A 19,238-nucleotide genomic window follows, 5' to 3' on the forward strand; every position below is an offset into this window, starting at 1 on the left:
AAAAAAGAATGGAGTAGTTTCATGACCACTTTTCTCGGAAATCCTGTAACTTTTACAGGTAAACAACTGCAAGTCGGAGACAAGGCACTTGACTTTTCTCTTACGACAACCGATCTCTCTAAAAAAACGCTAGCTGACTTTGATGGAAAGAAAAAAGTCTTGAGTGTTGTCCCTTCTATCGATACTGGTATCTGCTCAACGCAAACACGTCGCTTCAACCAGGAACTTGCTAGCCTTGATAATACCGTCGTTCTTACCGTTTCTATGGACCTACCATTTGCCCAAGGACGCTGGTGTGGGGCTGAAGGCCTTGACAATGCCATCATGCTTTCAGACTACTTTGACCATTCTTTCGGACGTGATTATGCCCTCTTGATCAACGAATGGCATCTCCTTGCACGTGCCGTCTTTGTTCTCGATACTGACAATGTCATCCGTTATGTAGAATACGTTGACAATATCAACACGGAGCCAAACTTTGAAGCTGCTATTACTGCAGTTAAAGAACTAGACTAAAATCACAAGCATTATGACAGAAAGCTAGAGAAATCTAGCTTTTTTTGGTATACTAGATGGAGAGAATATACAAGAGGAAACGAATGACTCCAAATAAAGAAGATTATTTAAAATGTATTTATGAAATCGGTACGGACATGCAAAAAATCACCAACAAAGAAATTGCTGCCCGTATGCAGGTCTCTCCGCCTGCTGTAACAGAGATGATCAAACGCATGAAAAGTGAAAATCTCATCCTCAAGGATAAGGAGAACGGCTATCTATTGACAGATATTGGCCTCAAACTGGTCTCTGAGCTCTATCGTAAACACCGTTTGATTGAAGTCTTTCTAGTTCACCATCTAGACTATACTAGCGATCAAATCCACGAAGAAGCTGAGGTCCTAGAGCACACTGTCTCTGACCTATTTGTAAAGAGACTGGATAAACTGCTTGGTTTCCCTCAAACCTGCCCCCACGGTGGAACCATACCAGCCGAGGGAGAACTCTTGGTTGAAATCAATAATCTGCCACTAGCAGCCGTGCAAGAAGCAGGAACCTATCTCCTGACTCGCGTTCATGATAGCTTTGAACTACTCAAATATCTAGAAAAGCACGCAATTCATATCGGTGACCAACTTCAAATCAAGCAGTTTGATGGCTTTTCCAATAGCTTTACTCTGGTTAACAAAAACGAAGACCTCCAAGTTAGTATGGATATCGCCAAACAACTCTATGTCGAAAAAATCAACTAACCCCTTATCCCTGAAAGAAATTCCTTTCAGGGATTTTTTATTATGTTAGTTGCAACTTCCATTCATTTGGTGTAGAATGAAGGTAGATAAAAGAGGGAGGTCATCCTATGAAAAAGCTCTTTAGAATCCATTTTGCAGCTATTGCAGTCAGCGATTTGCTACTATTAGCAATTTTTATCTCCAAAACCGATCTCTCTGTAGACTGGCTCCTACTCTCTGGATTCATTTTAATCCTTGCTCAGGGATTACTGCTATTTCGCTTGGTTTTCCGACTCAAACATCATTTCCCTGAGATTTATCCTCGAATCAATAAAAAGATTCGCTTCTACTATTTAGGAGTTCTCACCATTGACTTTCTATTATTTGTCCTTTTAGCCTTCACTAGTTTTCAGCGATTTTCCGCTCTTATGCCAATCGTCACTTCTTGCCATTCTACTTTTTATTATATGACAGCTAACTACCTAAGAGAAAACTATCCCGACTTTTACAACAAACACATTTCTTTATGGGAGTGTTTCTAAACAAAAACCAAGCCGACAAGGCTTGGTTTTCTTATCTATTTTTTGTATCAAGGATAATGGTGACCGGTCCGTCATTGACCAGCTCTACCTGCATATCCGCTCCAAAGATACCTTTCTGAACGGGCACTTCCTGAGCTAGCTTTTGGTTGAAAGTGTCATAGAAGGCAGCTGCCCTATCAGGCTTGGCTGCACCTGTAAAGGCTGGACGATTGCCCTTCTTAGTATCTGCAAAGAGGGTAAACTGAGAAATAGAAAGGATTTCGCCCCCAATATCCTTAACAGACAGATTCATCTTGCCTTCTGCGTCTGAAAAAATCCGCATGTTGACGAGCTTTCTCACAGCATAGTCCAAATCTTCCTCTTGGTCCTCTGGACCAACACCGACCAGCAATAAGAGTCCCTGATTGATCTTTCCATGAACCTGACCTTCGATACTGACTTGAGCTTTTTTAACCCGTTGGATAATGATTTTCATAATAGCCTTTCTAGTAAGAGCTAGGACAATTAGCCATTAGTCCGTTTAACAGAGTAAACCTCTGGCACACTCTTAATCTTATCCACGACTGTGGTCAGTGTAGAGAGGTTGGAAATACCAAATGAGACATGGATATTAGCAAATTTCATATCCTTGGTTGGTTGAGCATTAACGGTTGAGATATTCTTGGTTGTGTTGGAGAGAACTTGCAGAACATCATTTAAGAGTCCTGTACGGTTGAGACCATAGATATCGATGTGGGCAGTGTATTCCTTGCTTGAGAATTGATCTTCCCATTCCACATCAAGGAGACGTTGCTCATAGTTTTCTTGGGCACGGAGATTCATACAATCCACACGGTGAATAGCTACACCGCGTCCCTTAGTAATGTAGCCGACAATGTCGTCACCTGGCACTGGATTGCAACACTTAGCAATCCGAACTAGGAGACCTGAAGCCCCTTCAATGACCACACCACCCTCATGCTTGACCTTGAGGGTTTCTTTATTTTCAACCTTAACTTCGCCACCTTTGACAAGCTCTTCTGCTTCCGCCTTGGCCTTGGCACGTTCTTCCTCGCGGCGTTCCTTTTCAGTCAAACGGTTAAAGACGGTAATAGCGCCAATTTCTCCAAAACCAATGGCTGCATAGAGGGCTTCCTCTGTCTTGTAGCTGGTCTTTTGAAGAACCTCGTCCATGTGACGCTTGTCCATGAATTTATTGGCTACATAGCCGTTTTCTTGGAATTGGGCCATCAACATTTCACGGCCCTTGTTAACGGATAATTCCTTGTCTTGATTTTTAAAGAACTGACGAATCTTGTTGCGCGCCTTGCTGGTCTTGACCATGTTGAGCCAGTCACGACTCGGACCAAAGGAGTTGGGATTGGTGATAATTTCAACCTGATCCCCTGTCTTGAGCTTGGTTGTCAGTGGAACCATACGGCCATTGACCTTGGCACCAGTCGCTTTTTCACCGACTTTGGTATGGATCTCATAGGCAAAGTCAATCGGTCCTGAATCTTTTGGTAGGGAGCGAACCGCACCATCAGGAGTAAAGACGTAAATCTCCTCCGCCAGATAGTTTTCTTTAACAGAGTCCACAAATTCCTTTGCATCATCAGCCTGGTCTTGGAGCTCCATCATCTCCTTGATCCAGTTCATTCCAATAGCAGATTCCTTGCTGTTGACCTGCCCTTTAATGCCTTTCTTATAAGCCCAGTGAGCTGCTACCCCGTACTCAGCCACCTCGTGCATTTCCTTGGTCCGAATCTGGAATTCAATCGGCCCTTTTGGCCCATAAACAGTCGTATGGATAGACTGGTAACCATTGGCCTTCCGATTAGCGATATAGTCTTTGAAGCGGCCTGGCATGGGTTTCCAAAGTTCATGCACATAACCCAGCATAGCGTAAACATCACTCTGGGTATCTAAGATACAGCGAATGGCAATCAGGTCATAAATCTCCTCAAAGCGTTTCTTCTTATCCTGCATCTTGCGGTAGATCGAATAGATATGCTTAGGACGACCATAGATTTTCCCTTTGAGATTTCTTTCTGTAGCGTACTCTTCCAACTTGGTTACAACTTCATCGACCAAAGCCTCACGTTCTCTGCGTTTTTCCTTCATCATGTGGGTGATCTTGTAAAACTCAGTTGGATTGAGGTAACGGAAAGATAGATCTTCCAACTCCCACTTGACACTGGAAATCCCTAGACGATGAGCAAGTGGTGCGTAAATTTCCATGGTTTCTCTGGAGATACGTTCTTGCTTGTCCTTTCTCAGGTGTTTGAGAGTCCGCATATTGTGCAAACGGTCCGATAATTTAACCAAGATAACACGGATATCCTCTGACATGGCCATAAGCATCTTGCGGTGATTTTCAGCCAATTGTTCCTCGAGTGATTTGTACTCAACCTTACCAAGCTTGGTCACCCCATCAACGATAATCCGAACATCATGACCAAACTCTCTCTCTAGATCATCCAGTGTCGCATCTGTGTCTTCAACAACGTCATGCAAAAAACCACAGGCAACCGTTACGGCATCCAGCTTGAGCTTAGCCAGAATTCCTGCTACCTGAATAGGATGGATAATATAGGGCTCACCTGATTTCCGAAACTGCCCACTATGACAATCAACTGCGTAAATCAATGCTTTTTGTACAAAAGCAACGTCTTCCTTTGTTAAATATTCTCTCGTTAAAGCGACTACCTGATCGCCCGTCAAATTCACTTCTTTCGGCATCTATACTCTCCAATTCTTCCTACCATTTTATCACTTTTTTAAGGATATGAAAACTAGAAAAGCCTGTTTTTATGCCAATACCAATCATTAAAAAAACACTGCCAGATTTCTCGAGCAGTGTTTTGACATTTCATTTGCTTAGTAGACTGTTTTTTCAGTTTCTACGTCAAAGAAGTGTGCTTTGTTCAAGTCAAATCCAAGTTCAACTGTTGCGCCTGTTTGCAAGTAGTCACGAGCATCCACTTTTGCAACAAATTCGTCTTTACCGACTTGGCAGTAAAGGTGAGATTCTGAACCAAGCAATTCTGATACAGAGATAGTTGCTTTAACAACTGATTCTGGGAATGTTTCAAGGAAAGCAGGTTCTGCATTCACATCTTCTGGACGGATACCGAAAATCAATTCTTTTCCTTCGTAGCCTTTGTCACGAAGAACTTTCAAAGCACCTTCTGGAACTTTCAAGCGGAAACCGTCAGAAACAATTTCGCTACCAACCAATTTTACATTGATGAAGTTCATAGCTGGGCTTCCGATAAATCCTGCTACAAATTTGTTAACTGGGTTTTTGTAAACTTCTTGAGGGGTACCGATTTGTTCAACACGTCCGATAGTACCTGTACCAGCAGGGTTCTTAGTTGCTGACATGATAACGATACGGTCTGCAAGTGTCATCGCTTCTGTTTGGTCGTGGGTTACGTAGATAGTTGTAGCTCCGATACGACGGTGGATTTTCGCAATTTCAGCACGCATGGATACACGAAGTTTGGCATCCAAGTTAGACAAAGGTTCATCCATCAAGAACACTTTTGCATCACGGACGATAGCACGACCCATAGCAACACGTTGACGTTGACCACCAGAAAGGTCAGCAGGTTTACGATCCAAGAACTCTTTCAAGCCAAGGATTGCTGCAGCTTCTTGTACACGTTTGTCGATGTCTTCTTTGCTGTATTTGCGCAATTTCAAACCGAAAGCCATGTTGTCATATACAGTCATGTGTGGGTAAAGAGCGTAGTTTTGAAATACCATGGCGATGTCACGGTCTTTTGGAGCTACGTCGTTGACAACCACGCCATCGATAGATGCAGTACCTTCTGTGATATCTTCAAGACCAGCAATCATACGAAGAGTTGTTGATTTACCACATCCTGAAGGACCTACGAAAACGATAAATTCCTTATCTTTGATGTCCAAGTTGAAGTCTTCAACTGAGTAGTGTTCGCTGTTTGGATATTTTTTGTAAATATTTTTAAGATTCAATTCTACCATGAGGTAAACTCCTTTTGTCTTTTGATAGTTTTATTATAGATGAAAACGCTTTACTTTTCTATGGCAAGGTGACCAAAAAAACAAAAAAGTTCTGTGCAACTTGCACAAAACTTTAGAGAATATCTGGTAAAATCAACTGATAACACAAGGTCAGGTCGGTCAATTCCTTCAACTGTAGCCCTGTCAATTCTTCCCATCTATCAATCTTGTATTGGAGAGAATTGCGATGCAGATAGAGTTGCTGGGCTGTTTTAGTCAGAACAGCACTGTTTTCCCAAAGAGAGAGAATGATTTCCTGAATCTGATCCTGATCCAAGATCATCTGGTGCAGGCATTCCTTGATTACCTTCAGGTCCACTAGTCTTTCTCCCATACTCCAAAGATAGAGTTGTGAAAAGGTGTGTACACCTTGGTGACCCTGACGCCACCAAGTCTTAAACAAATCCCGCTCCGCTTTGATCAAGTCTGATAGGGCTTGATAGCCTGTCTGAGACCACACCTGCCCCAACATGATAGACAGACGAAGGCCAAAGTCATACTCAACCGCTTCCATCGTATCAGATAAGATTGAGCGAACAGAGGTATACTTATCTTGTTGAAGCACAAATACATAATCCTGAGCCCCGACCTGCAATACTGTCCGGCAGTTGGGAAAGAGAGTTTGCATCATATCTAGCCAAGAGGATAGATTTTCCTGTTGGAAATAGGAAAGATGGCAATAAACCAGCTGAATCTTTTTGAAAGTTTGCGGTGCCTGCCCCTTCCCCTCGATCAGATAGGGATACCAAGGATTGAGTGAACGAGCCTGCTCTTGCTGGGTCAAAAGGGCAACCAACTGCTTTTCACGCTCACTGAGACCAGCTTCCTCCAGCAAAATCCACTGCTGAGAAGCTAAAGGAAGAGTAAGATAGCCTGGTTTCTCTACTGGCTGATCTGAAATCTGAGCTTCAGGAAACCAGTCTTGTAATTCCTTTGCAATCATATCCTAGCCCTCCACTTTTTGGATGCACCAAGAAATTATGGTCTCTAGACGCTCCACATTTTCAGTCAGATGGAGATAGCCCATGACTGCTTCAAAACCTGTAGACATGCGATAAGTCACGACATCAGCATTTTTAGCCTTTGTATGACTATTGGTATTGCGACCACGTTTATAGATTTCTTCTTCTTTTTCCGTCAGGACTTGCTCCTCCAACATGAGGGCAATCAAGTGAGCCTGAGCCTTGGCAGATACATACTTGGTCGCCTCTTGGTGGAGTTTATTGGGCTTGGTCATGCCTTTAAGGATGAGATGGCGACGGATATACATGGAATAAACTGCATCTCCTTCGAAGGCAAGCGCAATCCCGTTAATGAGATTGACATCAATCACGAGTCCACCTCACTCCATCCTTGGTGTCAAGGAGCTTAATTCCTTGAGCAGCCAATTGGTCACGGATTTGGTCTGCTGTCGCAAAGTCACGATTGGCACGCGCTTCTTGGCGCTTTTGGATCAAGGCTTCAATGTCTGCATCCAAAACTTCCTCAACAAAGACAATCCCAAAGACCTCTAACATAGCCGCAAGAGCTTCTTTAACACTTGCATCATAGTTGCTAGAGTTGATCCATTTGGCCATTTCAAAGACAACTGTGATACCATTTGCAGAGTTGAAATCCTCATCCATAGCGGCAACAAACTTATCTTTAAAAGCCTGTAACTCTTGAGCATCTACAGTCCCAGAAAATGGTTGCTCATAAGTGTTTTTTAGATACTTAAGATTGGTCTCGGCATCACGCACTGCTTTTTCCGTAAAGTTGATAGGCTTACGGTAATGCTGAGTGGCAAAGAAGAAACGCAACACTTGCCCATCAAGAGTTTTAAGGGCATCGTGTACGGTTATAAAGTTGCCCAAGGACTTGGACATCTTGACATTATCGATATTGACAAAGCCATTGTGCATCCAGTAATTGGCGAAAGTCTTGCCTGTTTTGGCTTCTGACTGGGCAATTTCATTGGTGTGATGCGGAAACTCCAGATCGGCTCCACCACCGTGAATATCAATGGTATCGCCCAAAATCTCTGTCGACATGACCGAACACTCGATATGCCAACCCGGACGACCAGGTCCCCAAGGACTGTTCCAAGAAATCTCGCCTGGTTTTGCAGCTTTCCAAAGAGCAAAGTCTACAGGATTTTCCTTGCGAGCCGTTTCTTCATCGGTACGACCTGAAGCACCCAGCTCCAAATCTTCCAAGGTTTTATTGGCCAACTTAGCATAGTTATGTGATTTTTCTACACGGAAATAGACATCCCCTTGACTCTCGTAGGCAAAGCCTTTTTCAATCAAGTCTTCCACAAAGCGGATGATGTCCGCCATAAACTCTACAACACGCGGATGACGAGTCGCAGGTTTCACGCCCAAGGCTGTCACATCCTCACGAAAGGCAGCGATGTACTTGTCCGCAACTTCTTGAGGCGTGATGCCTTCTTCTTTGGCACGATTGATAATCTTATCATCCACATCCGTAAAATTGGAAATATAGGAAACTTCGTAGCCACGATATTCAAAGTAGCGACGAATGGTATCAAAGGCTACCGTTGAACGAGCATTCCCCACGTGGATATAGTTGTAAACGGTTGGCCCACAAACATACATCTTAACCTTTCCGTCCTCGATTGAGACAAATTCTCGCAAATCACGAGACATGGTGTCGTAAATTTTAATCATGCAGTCCACTCCCTTCTCTATTTCTGACTTTTTCGGCTGAAAACCAGCTCTGCAAAAGGGCCAAATTGTCTGAGGCTATCCAGTTGGTAAAAGCGCTGCCCCTCCTCTTGGGTAAAGAGGGGAACCCCCTTTCCTAGGATAAGGGGTGCTATCTGAATAATGAGGTGGTCGAAAAGATTCGCATCCAAGAGCGGTCCTACCAAGGAATTACCACCAATCACAAAGACATTTTTGCCTTTGTCAATCTGCTGAACAAAGTCCACCACATCCCCAGCTACTGGCTGGTAATTGCTGACAGGCAGGTGCCTATCATGCGTAAAGACATAGTTTTCCGTAGCTTGATAAAAACTTTCTACATCTTGTAAATCTTGGATTTCCTCAAAGGTCCGCTTGCCCATGATGGTGATATCCATTTGCCTGTAAAAGTCATCATAGCCTGTATCCTCTACAGAACCAAGCTGATGCAGCCAGTCTATCCTATGCTGACTGTCTGCCAAGTAGCCATCCATAGTGATACAGCCGTAAAAATATACTGCCATTCTTGTAGTTACCTTTCTAGTTCCTTTGCTATTGTCAAAGCGATAGTGAAAAAAGTCATGGCATCAGCTGTCCGCTCTTTATGGCGGGCATCCCAGGTTCGGTTATGATGATCCACATAGTCAGCTGTGTAGAAGAACTGATAGACTTTACTCTTGCGAAATTGACTCCAAGCCATGATAGCTGAAGCTTCCATGTCCACCACTTTGGCTCCAGCAGCCAAGCGACGCTTGACCTTATCAGGCGTTTCTCGATAAAAGGCATCAGTCGTCCAAGACTTGGTGCGGATATGCTCGACGCAAGATTTGTTCAAAGCTTCTTCCATAGTTAAGAGCAAAGTTTCATCATAAGCTATCTCATCACTTGGAGGAGCGTAATGGTAACTTGTACCTTCATCACGTAGAGCTGAACTTGGTAGGATAATCTTATCTGCCTGAATAGACTGATCTAGAACTCCGCAAGAACCCAAAACAACAAAGTTCTTAAATCCTCTTGCTTTGAGTTCTTCTAAGAGTCCAACAACCATCGGGGCTCCAATCGTAGCTATAGCAACGGCTACCTTACTCCCATCTTTTTCATAGATATACCATGGAAATCTACCATTTAGATTGGTTAGATAGCCACCTTCATAAACATCTTCAAACTGCTTTACTCGTTCAACGATTTCTCCATTAAAAGATAAAATAATCGTGTCACAGACTTCTCCACCATCACGAATACTTCGATCAGTTGGTTCGATAACAGCAGGTACATTTTCGAATTCTTCTAATAGCATTTTTCTATTCTTTCTCATTCAGATAAACTACCTGTGTCTGTTTGATAAAGCCGATTTTTTCATACAAGCGCTTGGCACCTACGTTGCTATCTTCCACGGCAATCTGAAATTCCTTGTCATTTTGCTCAATTAGTTGGTTGACAAGGGATTTTGCTAAATAGCTTCCATAGCCTTTTCCACGTTCAGGTTCCGATATTGCTAAACCGTAGAAGTAATTCGTATCGCTCGATAAATCAATCGTGCAAGTTCCAATGACCTGACCGTTTTTTAATAAAATATATAAGCGACTTTCCGGATCTTTCAGAGCTTCAGCGACATATCTATCCACAACTTCTCTCGATTCATGTTCCTCTGAAAATACCTGAAATTTTAACTGACTAATTTGATCTTGATACGAACTATCTGCTAACATAACTTCCAGATTGGAAAGCTTTTCTAACGGATAAGGCCTTCTATCCTTGCCTAACCAGGTTTCTGTATCCTCGTCCTCGACCAATCCCCAGTTGCTGACAAAATCAGGATGGCGGTCTAGAAAAACACGCTCTGTCTGAAAAGTAACTGAATGAATCGGAAAAGAAGCTGTTTCTCTCTCAAAACTAGTAAACAATGCACGCGCAATCCCCTGACGGCGATGATCTGGATGAACCAGTATCGTCACTTCTACATCTTGGTCATCTGCATAGACAGTTAATAAACCAACAAGTTCGCCTTTTTCATAATAAAGGAAAAAGGCGGGCATGTTTGGATCAAAATTAAGCATGTTAGAGAGATAGGGATCACGATAGGTACTGTCATAGTTTTGGCAACAGTTAATTAGTTTTTTCGCCTCAGATAACTCCTCTTGGCTTAACTTGTTTCTTGCTTGAATCATATAGCTATCCTCTACAAACCAGACGATCTGTGGCTGGCTTCACGGGCATGCTCTAGCTTGTCTAGATAGTATTTCCGTTTCTCCTCTACCTCGTGAATGGTTGGCTCGTCTTTCTCACCATGAACACGGACGATCCTGGCCGGAATACCGACAACCGTCACATCACTAGGTACATCAGATACAACCACTGCACCCGCCCCAACTTTGGCTTTCTCTCCAATTTCAATAGGGCCAATCACCTGAGCGTGGGCCGAAATCAGCGCCCCTTTACGAACAGTCGGATGGCGTTTGCCACTATCCTTACCTGTCCCTCCAAGAGTAACCCCATGGTAGAGAAGAACACCTTTTTCAACGATAGCTGTCTCCCCAATCACAAGTCCTGCTCCATGGTCAATAAAGACACCTGATTCGATCTGAGCACCAGGGTGAATCTCTATCTGCGTCCAAAAACGCCAAAACTGGCTGTGCATACGAGCTAAAAGCTTAAAGCCATGTTTCCAGAGAAAATGAGAGAGACGGTGAGCAGCCAAGGCTTTGACACCCGGATAGGTCAGCAAGACTTCCAAGGTAGTGCGAGCCGCTGGATCATTTTCTTTTACGATATCAATGGTTTCACGCCACCATCCCATACATTTCTCCTTTCTTATTCTGAGTCTTTTGGTGTTTCTGTAGTTTCTTTCTTAGGTTTGTGGTCCTTGTGGTGGTGACGAGGACGATCGCCATGACGATGACCTTTATCCCCTTTTTCTTCTGAACGTTCAGGTTTTGGCGGACGTGGCAAGAGTGCCTTCATAGAAGCATCTACACGACCTTTTTCATCGATCTTAATAACCTTTACATCTACAAAATCACCAATTTGAACTAAATCTTCTACATTATTGGTACGTGTCCAAGCCATTTCAGAAATGTGCACAAGTGCATCTGTCTTATCAAAGAGGTTGACAAAGGCACCGAATTTCTCGATACGAACAACCTTGGCATGGTATACTTCATCGACTTTAGCCTCACGAACTAAACCAGCAATGATTTCTTTGGTACGGTTGATAGCATCTTGGTCACTAGAGTAGATAGATACATTTCCTTCTTCGTCGATATCAATCTTAACGCCTGTTTCAGCGATAATTTTATCAATCGTTTCTCCACCTTTACCGATGACAATCTTGATCTTATCAACATCAATCTTAATGGTATCAATTTTCGGAGCAGTTGGAGCCAATTCTGGACGAACTTCTGGAATCGTTTCTTCAATCACATCAAGGATTTCAAAACGCGCTTTCTTGGATTGGGCAAGGGCTTCTGTCAAGATTTCTGCAGTGATTCCTTGGATCTTGATATCCATTTGAAGGGCTGTAATCCCGTCACGAGTACCGGCAACCTTAAAGTCCATGTCACCAAAGTGGTCTTCCAAACCTTGGATATCTGTCAATACTGTGTAGTTGTTTCCGTCGGAGATGAGACCCATGGCAATACCAGCTACTGGCGCCTTGATTGGCACACCACCAGCCATAAGGGCAAGAGTTCCCGCACAGATAGAGGCTTGAGATGAAGAACCGTTTGATTCCAAGACCTCAGCTACCAAGCGAATCGCGTATGGGAATTCTTCCAAGCTTGGCAAGACTTGAGCAAGGGCACGCTCACCAAGAGCACCGTGACCGATTTCACGACGACCTGGTGCACCATAACGACCTGTTTCCCCTACAGAGTATTGAGGGAAGTTATAGTGGTGCATAAAGCGTTTCTTGTACTCTGGGTCCAAACCATCGATGATTTGCGTTTCTCCCATCGGAGCCAAGGTCAAAACTGAAAGAGCTTGAGTTTGTCCACGAGTGAAGAGACCGGAACCATGCACACGAGGAAGGAAGTCAACAACCGCATCCAAAGGACGAATTTCATCGACTTTACGGCCGTCAGGACGAACCTTATCTTCTGTGATCAAACGGCGCACTTCAGCATGTTCCATTTGTTCCAAGATTTCAGCCACATCACGCATGATGCGGTCACATTCTTCGTGGTCTGCATATTTTTCTTCGTAAACAGCAGTCACTTGGTCTTTAACTGCTTGAGTTGCAGCTTCACGAGCCAGTTTTTCTTCTACTTGAACCGCTTTTTGGAGGTCACTGTTGTAGGCTGCGATGATTTCAGCCTGTAATTCAGCATCTACGTGAAGCAATTCAACTTCTGCTTTTTCTTTACCAACTGCTGCAACGATTTCTTCTTGGAAGGCAATCAATTCTTTAACAGCTTCATGTCCTTTGAGAAGAGCTTCCAACATAATCTCTTCTGACAATTCTTTGGCACCAGACTCCACCATGTTGATAGCGTGTTTGGTCCCAGCTACTGTCAATTCAAGAAGCGAACGCTCTGCTTGTTCTTGAGTAGGGTTGATGATGATTTGGCCATCTACATAACCCACTTGTACTCCAGCGATTGGTCCGTCAAACGGAATATCTGAGATAGAAAGTGCCAAGGATGAACCAAACATTGCTGCCATTGGTGCAGAAGCATTTTCATCGTAAGAAAGAACTGTGTTGATGACTTGGACTTCATTACGGAAACCTTCCGCAAACATAGGACGGATTGGACGGTCAATCAAACGTGCTGTCAAAGTTGCATCTGTCGAAGGACGCCCTTCACGTTTCATAAAGCCACCAGGAAACTTCCCAGCCGCATACATTTTTTCTTCGTAGTTAACTTGAAGTGGGAAGAAATCCCCAGTTGCCATCTTCTTAGACATAACTGCCGCAGTCAAGACAGTTGACTCACCGTAACGCACAACAACTGCGCCATTTGCTTGCTTAGCAACCTGACCAGTCTCTACGATTAACTCACGACCCGCAAAAGTCGTTTGAAACACTTGTTTTGTCATTTTAATCCCCTTTGGATTGATGAAATTATACGCCTTGCCTACAAAGATCAAGATACTAAGGTCGCAAAAAGCAAAGTAAAAATAGGAAACTGGCGAAGTCTTCGATGAAGACAAGACAGTTTATCTTTTTTACACAGCTTTTCGGCCGGGTTCAATTACTCATGATAGCATAAATTGACGCAGTGTGCGATGCACACCAGGAAATCTATCTTTTTCACTAGGGATTTAGCCCGTGTTCAACTTTCAAGATACAAATCATTAGAAAGGTTTGATGCTAAAGCATCTAATCCTTTCACGCTAATCGCTATTAGGCGATTAGCTAAATGCTTTACTAACTCTCTCGTCAAATAACATCGATTTGACTCGTTCGTGTCGCTCAAACTAAATACTGAAAAGAACAAATTATGAAAAAATTTCTATCATAAAATTGAGAATCGACAAAGCCTTTAAAACTTTTATACCCTCATCTTTGTATCAAGTACGTACAGAGTCTATTTTATCATATTTTTCTTAAAAAGTGCGGGCTTTTCTATTAAAAAGGAACCATTCCCCTCACCTGAGAAGAATGGTTTGCTTTTTATTATCCTAAAGACTGATGGTTAAACAAGGCATGGGTTGCTTGGTGGATGTATTTTGCTGTTTCAGCATTGTTCATGGTGTAGAGATGCACACCTGCGACATCCTGAGTTACCAAGTCCACGATCTGATCCACGGCATAGGCAAGTCCTGCTGCTCTGAGCGACTCAGGGTCATGCTCATACTTGTCTAAGATGGCCTTAAATTTACGTGGAAGATGAATATTCTCACAAGTCTTCAAGAGACGAAGCGCTTGATTACGGTTAAGAATAGGCATGATCCCCGCATGAATAGGAACATCAATCCCTGCCAAGGTACACTTGTCTTGGAAATCGTAGAAGCGCTCATTGTCAAAGAAAAGTTGGGTTACAAGGCTTGAACAGCCTGCATCCACTTTCTTCTTGAGATTTTGGATATCTGAGATCTGGTTTGGAGAGTCAGGGTGCCCTTCTGGATAACAAGCACCAACAATATCAAAGTGAGGAGCTTGTTCCTTGATGAACTCGATCAAATCCGTTGCATAGCGGAAATCCTTTTGTGGTTCCACATCAGGGATAATATCCCCACGCAAGGCCAAGATTTTCTGTACCCCAACCTTATCCAAGTCTGCAATGGTTTCAGCAACCTTGTCCTTGGTCAGATAGATAGCTGGCAAGTGGGCAATGGTTGGAATCGCCAAATCATTCTGGATAAAATCAGCCAAACGAACCGTCGTTTCCTTGATATTAAATTTATTATTGCTAGCCGTCACACTGATAAAGTGTGGCGCTAGCTCCTGCATATCTTGAAGAGCAGTAATAATCTTATCATTACCCACAGCTGGGTTTGGAGGGAACACTTCAAATGAAAGTGACGGAGTTTGGCGTGACATAGTCATTATCCTTTTCTTTTTGATTTCATGATTGCTAAGCCGGCTTGGGCCAAGCAGTTTCTTGATCAGTCAGTGTCAAGAGAGAAATCTTATCTTACAATTTCTCACGCGCAGCTTTTGCTGCTTCGACAAGGCGGATCAAGCTTTCTTTTGTTTCTGGAATACCACGTGTTTTCAAACCACAGTCAGGGTTGATCCAAACTTTCTTGCTTGGTACTTTAGCAAGAATAGCATCGATTGTGTGGTCGATTTCGCCTTCATTTGGCACACGAGGTGAGTGGATATCGTAAACCCCAGGTCCCACTTCTGTTTGGAAGTTTTTCGCTTTGAGTTCGTCCAAGATTTCAAGGTTTGAACGGCTTGCTTCAAAGGAAATAACGTCCGCATCCATGTTGTCGATAGCTGGGATGATATCTGTAAATTCTGAGTAACACATGTGAGTGTGGATTTGCGTATCTGGCGCTACTGTTGAGTGTACCAAGCGGAAGGCAGGAATAGCCCAGTCAAGGTAGTCTTCGTACCAGTCGCTACGACGGAGTGGCAATTTCTCACGAAGAGCAGCTTCGTCGATTTGGATGATTTTCACGCCAGCAGCTTCAAGGTCAAGAACTTCATCCTTGATAGCAAGGGCGATTTGAAGAGTTGAGTCCTTGATAGAGATGTCTTCACGTGGGAATGACCAGTTAAGGATGGTAACAGGTCCTGTCAACATACCTTTAACAGGTTTGTCAGTACGGCTTTGTGCGTAGCTAGACCATTTAACAGTGATTGGGTTAAGACGAGTGACGTCACCCCAGATGATTGGTGGTTTCACCCCACGCATACCGTATGATTGTACCCAACCATTCTTAGAGAAAAGGTATCCTGATAGGTTTTGACCGAAGTACTCAACCATGTCGTTACGCTCGAACTCACCGTGGACAAGCACGTCGAATCCAACTTCTTCTTGCCATTTGATCCATTCGTCGATAGTTTCAGCAAGAAAAGCATCGTACTCTTCTTGTGACAATTCACCCTTACGGAAGGCCAAACGTTTGGCACGGACTTCCTTAGTTTGAGGGAATGAACCAATTGTTGTTGTTGGAAGTGCTGGAAGTTTGAAAGTTTCTTCTTGGATCGCTTCACGTTCTGCAAAGGCTGGCAAACGAGTGTAGTCAGCGTCTGTCAAACCAGCGATACGAGTACGAAGTTCAGCATTTTCACCCACACGCTCAGTCGCAAAGAGTTCTTTGTTGGCCGCAAGTGCTTCTTCACCTTGACCATTGTGGATAGCATCCAAGTCACGAATCTCATCCAATTTTTCAACTGCAAATGCAAAGTGGTTCAAGATAGCTGGTTCAAATTCTTCGTTAGCAGTTGTAAATGGCACATGAAGAAGTGAGCATGAGCTAGTCAAAACAATGTTTTCAGCTGGGATTTGCTCAAGAATAGCCAAGCTCTTTTCGTAGTTGTTGCGCCAGATGTTTTTTCCATTGACAATACCTGCATAAAGAGTCTTATCAGCCGGGAAACCACCTTTAACCAATTCAAGAGTTTTCTTACCTTCAACGAAGTCCAAACCAATGGCATCTACTGGCAATTTCACAAGGTCAGCGTAAACGTCACGAACGTCACCGAAGTAAGTTTGAAGCAAGACTTCAAGACCTTTTTTGTCAGCCAAGAGTTTGTTGTAGAGGTTCAAGAAAAGAGATTTTTCTTCAGCTGTCAAATCTTTGACAAGAGCTGCTTCGTCCAATTGGATACGAGTCGCACCAAGCTCAGCCAATTTAGCAAAAACTTCTTGGTAAGCAGCTACTAAGCTATCTACGAAGTCTTCTGCTTTCACGCCTTCTTCAAAGTCTGATAATTGAAGGAAAGTGAACGGACCTACAAGGACAGGACGAGTGTTCAATCCAAGTTCTTTTGCTTCTTGGAACTCATCAAAGATCTTGTGACCAGCCAATTTAACTTGAGTGTCTTTTTCAAATTTAGGCACAATGTAGTGGTAGTTGGTGTTGAACCATTTCTTCATCGGAAGGGCACGAACATCCCCTTTTTCTCCTTGGTAACCACGACCCAAAGCAAAGTAACGCTCAAGGTCAGACAAGTCCAAATTTTGAACTGAAGCAGGTACCACGTTGAAGAGGAAAGCTGCATCAAGAAAGTTGTCATAGTGAGAAAAGTCATTTGATGGGATTTCAGTGATGCCTTTTTCTTTGACAATGTTCCAGTGTTTTGCACGCAATTCTTTTGCGGCTGCAAGTAGTTCTTCTTCTGAGATTTCTTTTCTAAAATATTTTTCAGTTGTAAATTTCAATTCGCGGAATTCGCCCAAACGAGGGAAACCGATGATCGTAGTTGACATGATGTGTCCTCCAAAATTTGTTGTTGAAACTATTTTAACAGAAAAGAAACTGTCTGTATAATTGTAAATAATTAGGCTTTGATATAGTTTGAAACTATATCACTGTTTTAAACAAAAGAAAAAGACTTGAGACCAGTGTCTCAAATCCTTTGTATTGCTTGTTTTACGGCTGTATTTTAGTTGGAATGCTCAAACGAGCTATTGACGATGCTTATAAGTGACTATGGCTTGTTATTAGAAAAGACTATAGGTTGGTTTTCCTTTAGTATTTTTGATATTTCCCTGAAAAAGTGCGGACGGGAGATAAAATTATCCAGTGGATGATTTTAGCAAACCAAGTAATCTCTTCTCTATCAACCTTTTTCCTGTTCAAGTGGAACGACTGCTAGTGTCTTTCCTAAACTAGCAAGAACTCTTAAGACCGTATCCAACTGAGGACTGGTCTTTCCTGTCTCCATCCTAGCTATAACAGGCTGGCTTACTCCACTGAGTTCCTCTAGCTTTTTCTGACTGATACCTTGCTCATGTCTAGCCTCAATCAACTCACTCATGATAGCCACTCGCATATCACTTTCAAGAATTTCTTCCTTGGAAAAGAGTTCAGATCGGATATCTTTCCAATTACTTCCAATGGCACTATTCTTCATCACTTAACCCTCTTTCTTTTATGTCCTTCAGTTCACGCTTGGCTTTTTCAATTTCTCTCCTAGGAGTTTTCTGAGTCTTTTTGACAAAATGATGTAAGAGAACAAAACTCCCATCAAGCCACGCTACAAATAAAATCCTATCTCTTAGAGGTCTTAGTTCCCAAATTTCATCTTCCAAATGTTTGATATAGGGTTCACCAGTTCTAGTCCCATGCTGACTAAGCAACTCGATATAGTCATTTAGTTTATTGAGTTTGATGCGACTGTCCTTACTTTTCTGACTAGCCAATTCTCTCATATAATCCAAGACTGGCTCATTTCCATTTTTGTCCTTGATAGAAGTAAATCGTGTGCACCAAGCAACCTCTTTCTAATTCGATTATAACTCAAAAGTTATTAAAAGTAAATCCAAATACCCATAAAAAGAAGACCTTAGAATCATTCTAAAGGTCTCATTTTTATTATTCGAAAAAATTATGAGAAGAGTTATAATGTGAAGCTAATCCTGACTCTTACTCCAGCTCAATGCCTTTCTCTCGGAGATTAGCCAGGCACTCCTCATAGTATTCTGCATCATGCTCACTATAGATGGGATTGTCCAACTTTTCCTCAGGCAAGTCTTCATAAGCTGGGCAAATTTTGCCACGGTAGTTCTTGTCCAACCACTCTGGACTGACATTATAGCCACGGTTAGCCATCTCCTCCATGATCAAGCGATGATAGGCATAGAGACGATAGGGCGAATGGGTAAAGACATAGTTCACCGTCGCATGCTTTCTTCCCCAGCCATTGCCACGCAGGGCGCAACACTCTCGATGTTGCCCCAAGAGCTGCGGACGGGGAAGTTGTGAAATCAAAGCCTCATGCCAAAGTCTCATGGGAGTCTCCTTTCAGTAAAGTCGAATGTTGCAAGTAGGTATTTGGATAGCGATCAAGCAAGTCTCGAGTCTTAGCGATTAAGTCCTCCTTAGAAGCCTGACCAAAGCGGTAGCGATCCAGCAAGAGCATATAGTCCTTACGCTCGGCATCGGTCGCTTTATTTTTGAAATAGCCCCAAATATGCTGAAAAGCGTTGCAAACCTGACCCCTGTGTTCTGGAATCTGGCAAGCACGGTCAATGAGGTTTTGAACATGGCTGACTTCCACTTTTTCATTCTTCAAGTATTGGCGAATCTCATTGTAAATATTGCTGGAATGGCTCAAAACGAGGTATTTGTTTCTAGCCCAGAGTTGTTGGCACTGGGATTTTTGATTAGTTTGTTCCATGTTTCTCCTTGTTTTC

General features: G+C 43.0%; 19 protein-coding genes and 1 pseudogene. 3 read left to right on the forward strand and 17 right to left on the reverse strand.

Translation table 11 applies throughout. The features are described 5' to 3' along the window. Window positions 1–21 precede the first annotated feature (21 nt). The 3 genes from tpx to MK395_RS06170 all read left to right on the forward strand — a co-directional run bounded on the left by tpx (window position 22) and on the right by MK395_RS06170 (window position 1,771). Window positions 22–516: a thiol peroxidase gene (gene tpx / locus MK395_RS06160; RefSeq protein ID WP_042768909.1), complete on the forward strand. Its 495-nt coding sequence runs from the start codon at window positions 22–24 to the stop codon at window positions 514–516. An 83-nt stretch (window positions 517–599) separates the two neighbouring features. Next, entirely contained in the window at window positions 600–1,250 is a 651-nt protein-coding gene (locus MK395_RS06165; RefSeq protein ID WP_268711494.1) for a metal-dependent transcriptional regulator, read from the forward strand. Window positions 1,251–1,357: 107 nt separating this feature from the next. Next, a complete protein-coding gene (locus MK395_RS06170; RefSeq protein WP_268711495.1) occupies window positions 1,358–1,771 on the forward strand; it encodes a hypothetical protein in 414 nt (137 codons plus the stop codon). A gap of 31 nt (window positions 1,772–1,802) precedes the next feature. Here the strand turns inward: MK395_RS06170 and dtd are convergent, their stop codons facing one another. The 17 genes and pseudogenes from dtd to MK395_RS06255 all read right to left on the reverse strand — a co-directional run bounded on the left by dtd (window position 1,803) and on the right by MK395_RS06255 (window position 19,222). Further along, window positions 1,803–2,246, reverse strand: coding sequence for a D-aminoacyl-tRNA deacylase (gene dtd, locus MK395_RS06175; RefSeq protein ID WP_268711496.1), 444 nt, complete (start codon window positions 2,244–2,246; stop codon window positions 1,803–1,805). Between the two features lie 29 nt (window positions 2,247–2,275). Then, window positions 2,276–4,492, reverse strand: a complete 2,217-nt coding sequence (locus MK395_RS06180; RefSeq protein WP_001123780.1) for a RelA/SpoT family protein — start codon at window positions 4,490–4,492, stop codon at window positions 2,276–2,278. Between the two features lie 138 nt (window positions 4,493–4,630). Then, a complete protein-coding gene (locus MK395_RS06185; RefSeq protein ID WP_000229944.1) occupies window positions 4,631–5,761 on the reverse strand; it encodes an ABC transporter ATP-binding protein in 1,131 nt (376 codons plus the stop codon). Between the two features lie 112 nt (window positions 5,762–5,873). Beyond that, a complete protein-coding gene (locus tag MK395_RS06190) occupies window positions 5,874–6,743 on the reverse strand; it encodes a helix-turn-helix domain-containing protein (RefSeq protein WP_129326167.1) in 870 nt (289 codons plus the stop codon). 3 nt (window positions 6,744–6,746) lie between these two features. Continuing rightward, window positions 6,747–7,133, reverse strand: a complete 387-nt coding sequence (locus MK395_RS06195) for a Mini-ribonuclease 3 (protein WP_000567904.1) — start codon at window positions 7,131–7,133, stop codon at window positions 6,747–6,749. Beyond that, window positions 7,126–8,469, reverse strand: a complete 1,344-nt coding sequence (gene cysS, locus MK395_RS06200; RefSeq protein ID WP_268711497.1) for a cysteine--tRNA ligase — start codon at window positions 8,467–8,469, stop codon at window positions 7,126–7,128. The genes MK395_RS06195 and cysS overlap by 8 nt, the downstream gene beginning before the upstream one ends. Window positions 8,470–8,486: 17 nt before the next feature. Then, on the reverse strand, window positions 8,487–9,008 hold the full coding sequence (locus MK395_RS06205; protein ID WP_049479098.1) for a dihydrofolate reductase family protein: 522 nt from the start codon (window positions 9,006–9,008) through the stop codon (window positions 8,487–8,489). Window positions 9,009–9,016: 8 nt separating this feature from the next. Further along, the gene (locus MK395_RS06210) at window positions 9,017–9,781 is read right to left on the reverse strand and encodes a nucleoside phosphorylase (RefSeq protein ID WP_049477404.1); all 765 of its coding nucleotides are present in this window, start codon (window positions 9,779–9,781) and stop codon (window positions 9,017–9,019) included. A gap of 4 nt (window positions 9,782–9,785) precedes the next feature. Continuing rightward, window positions 9,786–10,652, reverse strand: a complete 867-nt coding sequence (locus tag MK395_RS06215; protein ID WP_000613650.1) for a GNAT family N-acetyltransferase — start codon at window positions 10,650–10,652, stop codon at window positions 9,786–9,788. An 11-nt stretch (window positions 10,653–10,663) separates the two neighbouring features. Beyond that, on the reverse strand, window positions 10,664–11,281 hold the full coding sequence (gene cysE, locus MK395_RS06220) for a serine O-acetyltransferase (RefSeq protein WP_000539988.1): 618 nt from the start codon (window positions 11,279–11,281) through the stop codon (window positions 10,664–10,666). A 14-nt stretch (window positions 11,282–11,295) separates the two neighbouring features. Continuing rightward, a complete protein-coding gene (pnp, locus tag MK395_RS06225; RefSeq protein ID WP_268711498.1) occupies window positions 11,296–13,518 on the reverse strand; it encodes a polyribonucleotide nucleotidyltransferase in 2,223 nt (740 codons plus the stop codon). Between the two features lie 580 nt (window positions 13,519–14,098). Beyond that, on the reverse strand, window positions 14,099–14,965 hold the full coding sequence (metF, locus tag MK395_RS06230) for a methylenetetrahydrofolate reductase [NAD(P)H] (protein WP_268711499.1): 867 nt from the start codon (window positions 14,963–14,965) through the stop codon (window positions 14,099–14,101). Between the two features lie 94 nt (window positions 14,966–15,059). Then, window positions 15,060–17,309, reverse strand: coding sequence for a 5-methyltetrahydropteroyltriglutamate--homocysteine S-methyltransferase (gene metE / locus MK395_RS06235; protein WP_268711500.1), 2,250 nt, complete (start codon window positions 17,307–17,309; stop codon window positions 15,060–15,062). A 353-nt stretch (window positions 17,310–17,662) separates the two neighbouring features. Next, a complete protein-coding gene (locus MK395_RS06240; protein ID WP_268711676.1) occupies window positions 17,663–17,956 on the reverse strand; it encodes a helix-turn-helix domain-containing protein in 294 nt (97 codons plus the stop codon). Further along, a pseudogene (locus MK395_RS06245) lies at window positions 17,946–18,312 on the reverse strand (type II toxin-antitoxin system RelE/ParE family toxin). The gene MK395_RS06240 and the pseudogene MK395_RS06245 overlap by 11 nt, the downstream one beginning before the upstream one ends. Before the next feature lie 156 nt (window positions 18,313–18,468). Then, the gene (locus tag MK395_RS06250) at window positions 18,469–18,834 is read right to left on the reverse strand and encodes a TIGR02328 family protein (RefSeq protein ID WP_268711501.1); all 366 of its coding nucleotides are present in this window, start codon (window positions 18,832–18,834) and stop codon (window positions 18,469–18,471) included. Next, window positions 18,818–19,222: a YbgA family protein gene (locus MK395_RS06255; RefSeq protein WP_268711502.1), complete on the reverse strand. Its 405-nt coding sequence runs from the start codon at window positions 19,220–19,222 to the stop codon at window positions 18,818–18,820. The genes MK395_RS06250 and MK395_RS06255 overlap by 17 nt, the downstream gene beginning before the upstream one ends. Window positions 19,223–19,238: the final 16 nt, after the last annotated feature.

Source organism: Streptococcus oralis (assembly GCF_026782085.1).
In the GTDB taxonomy this organism is placed as follows: domain Bacteria; phylum Bacillota; class Bacilli; order Lactobacillales; family Streptococcaceae; genus Streptococcus; species Streptococcus oralis_DA.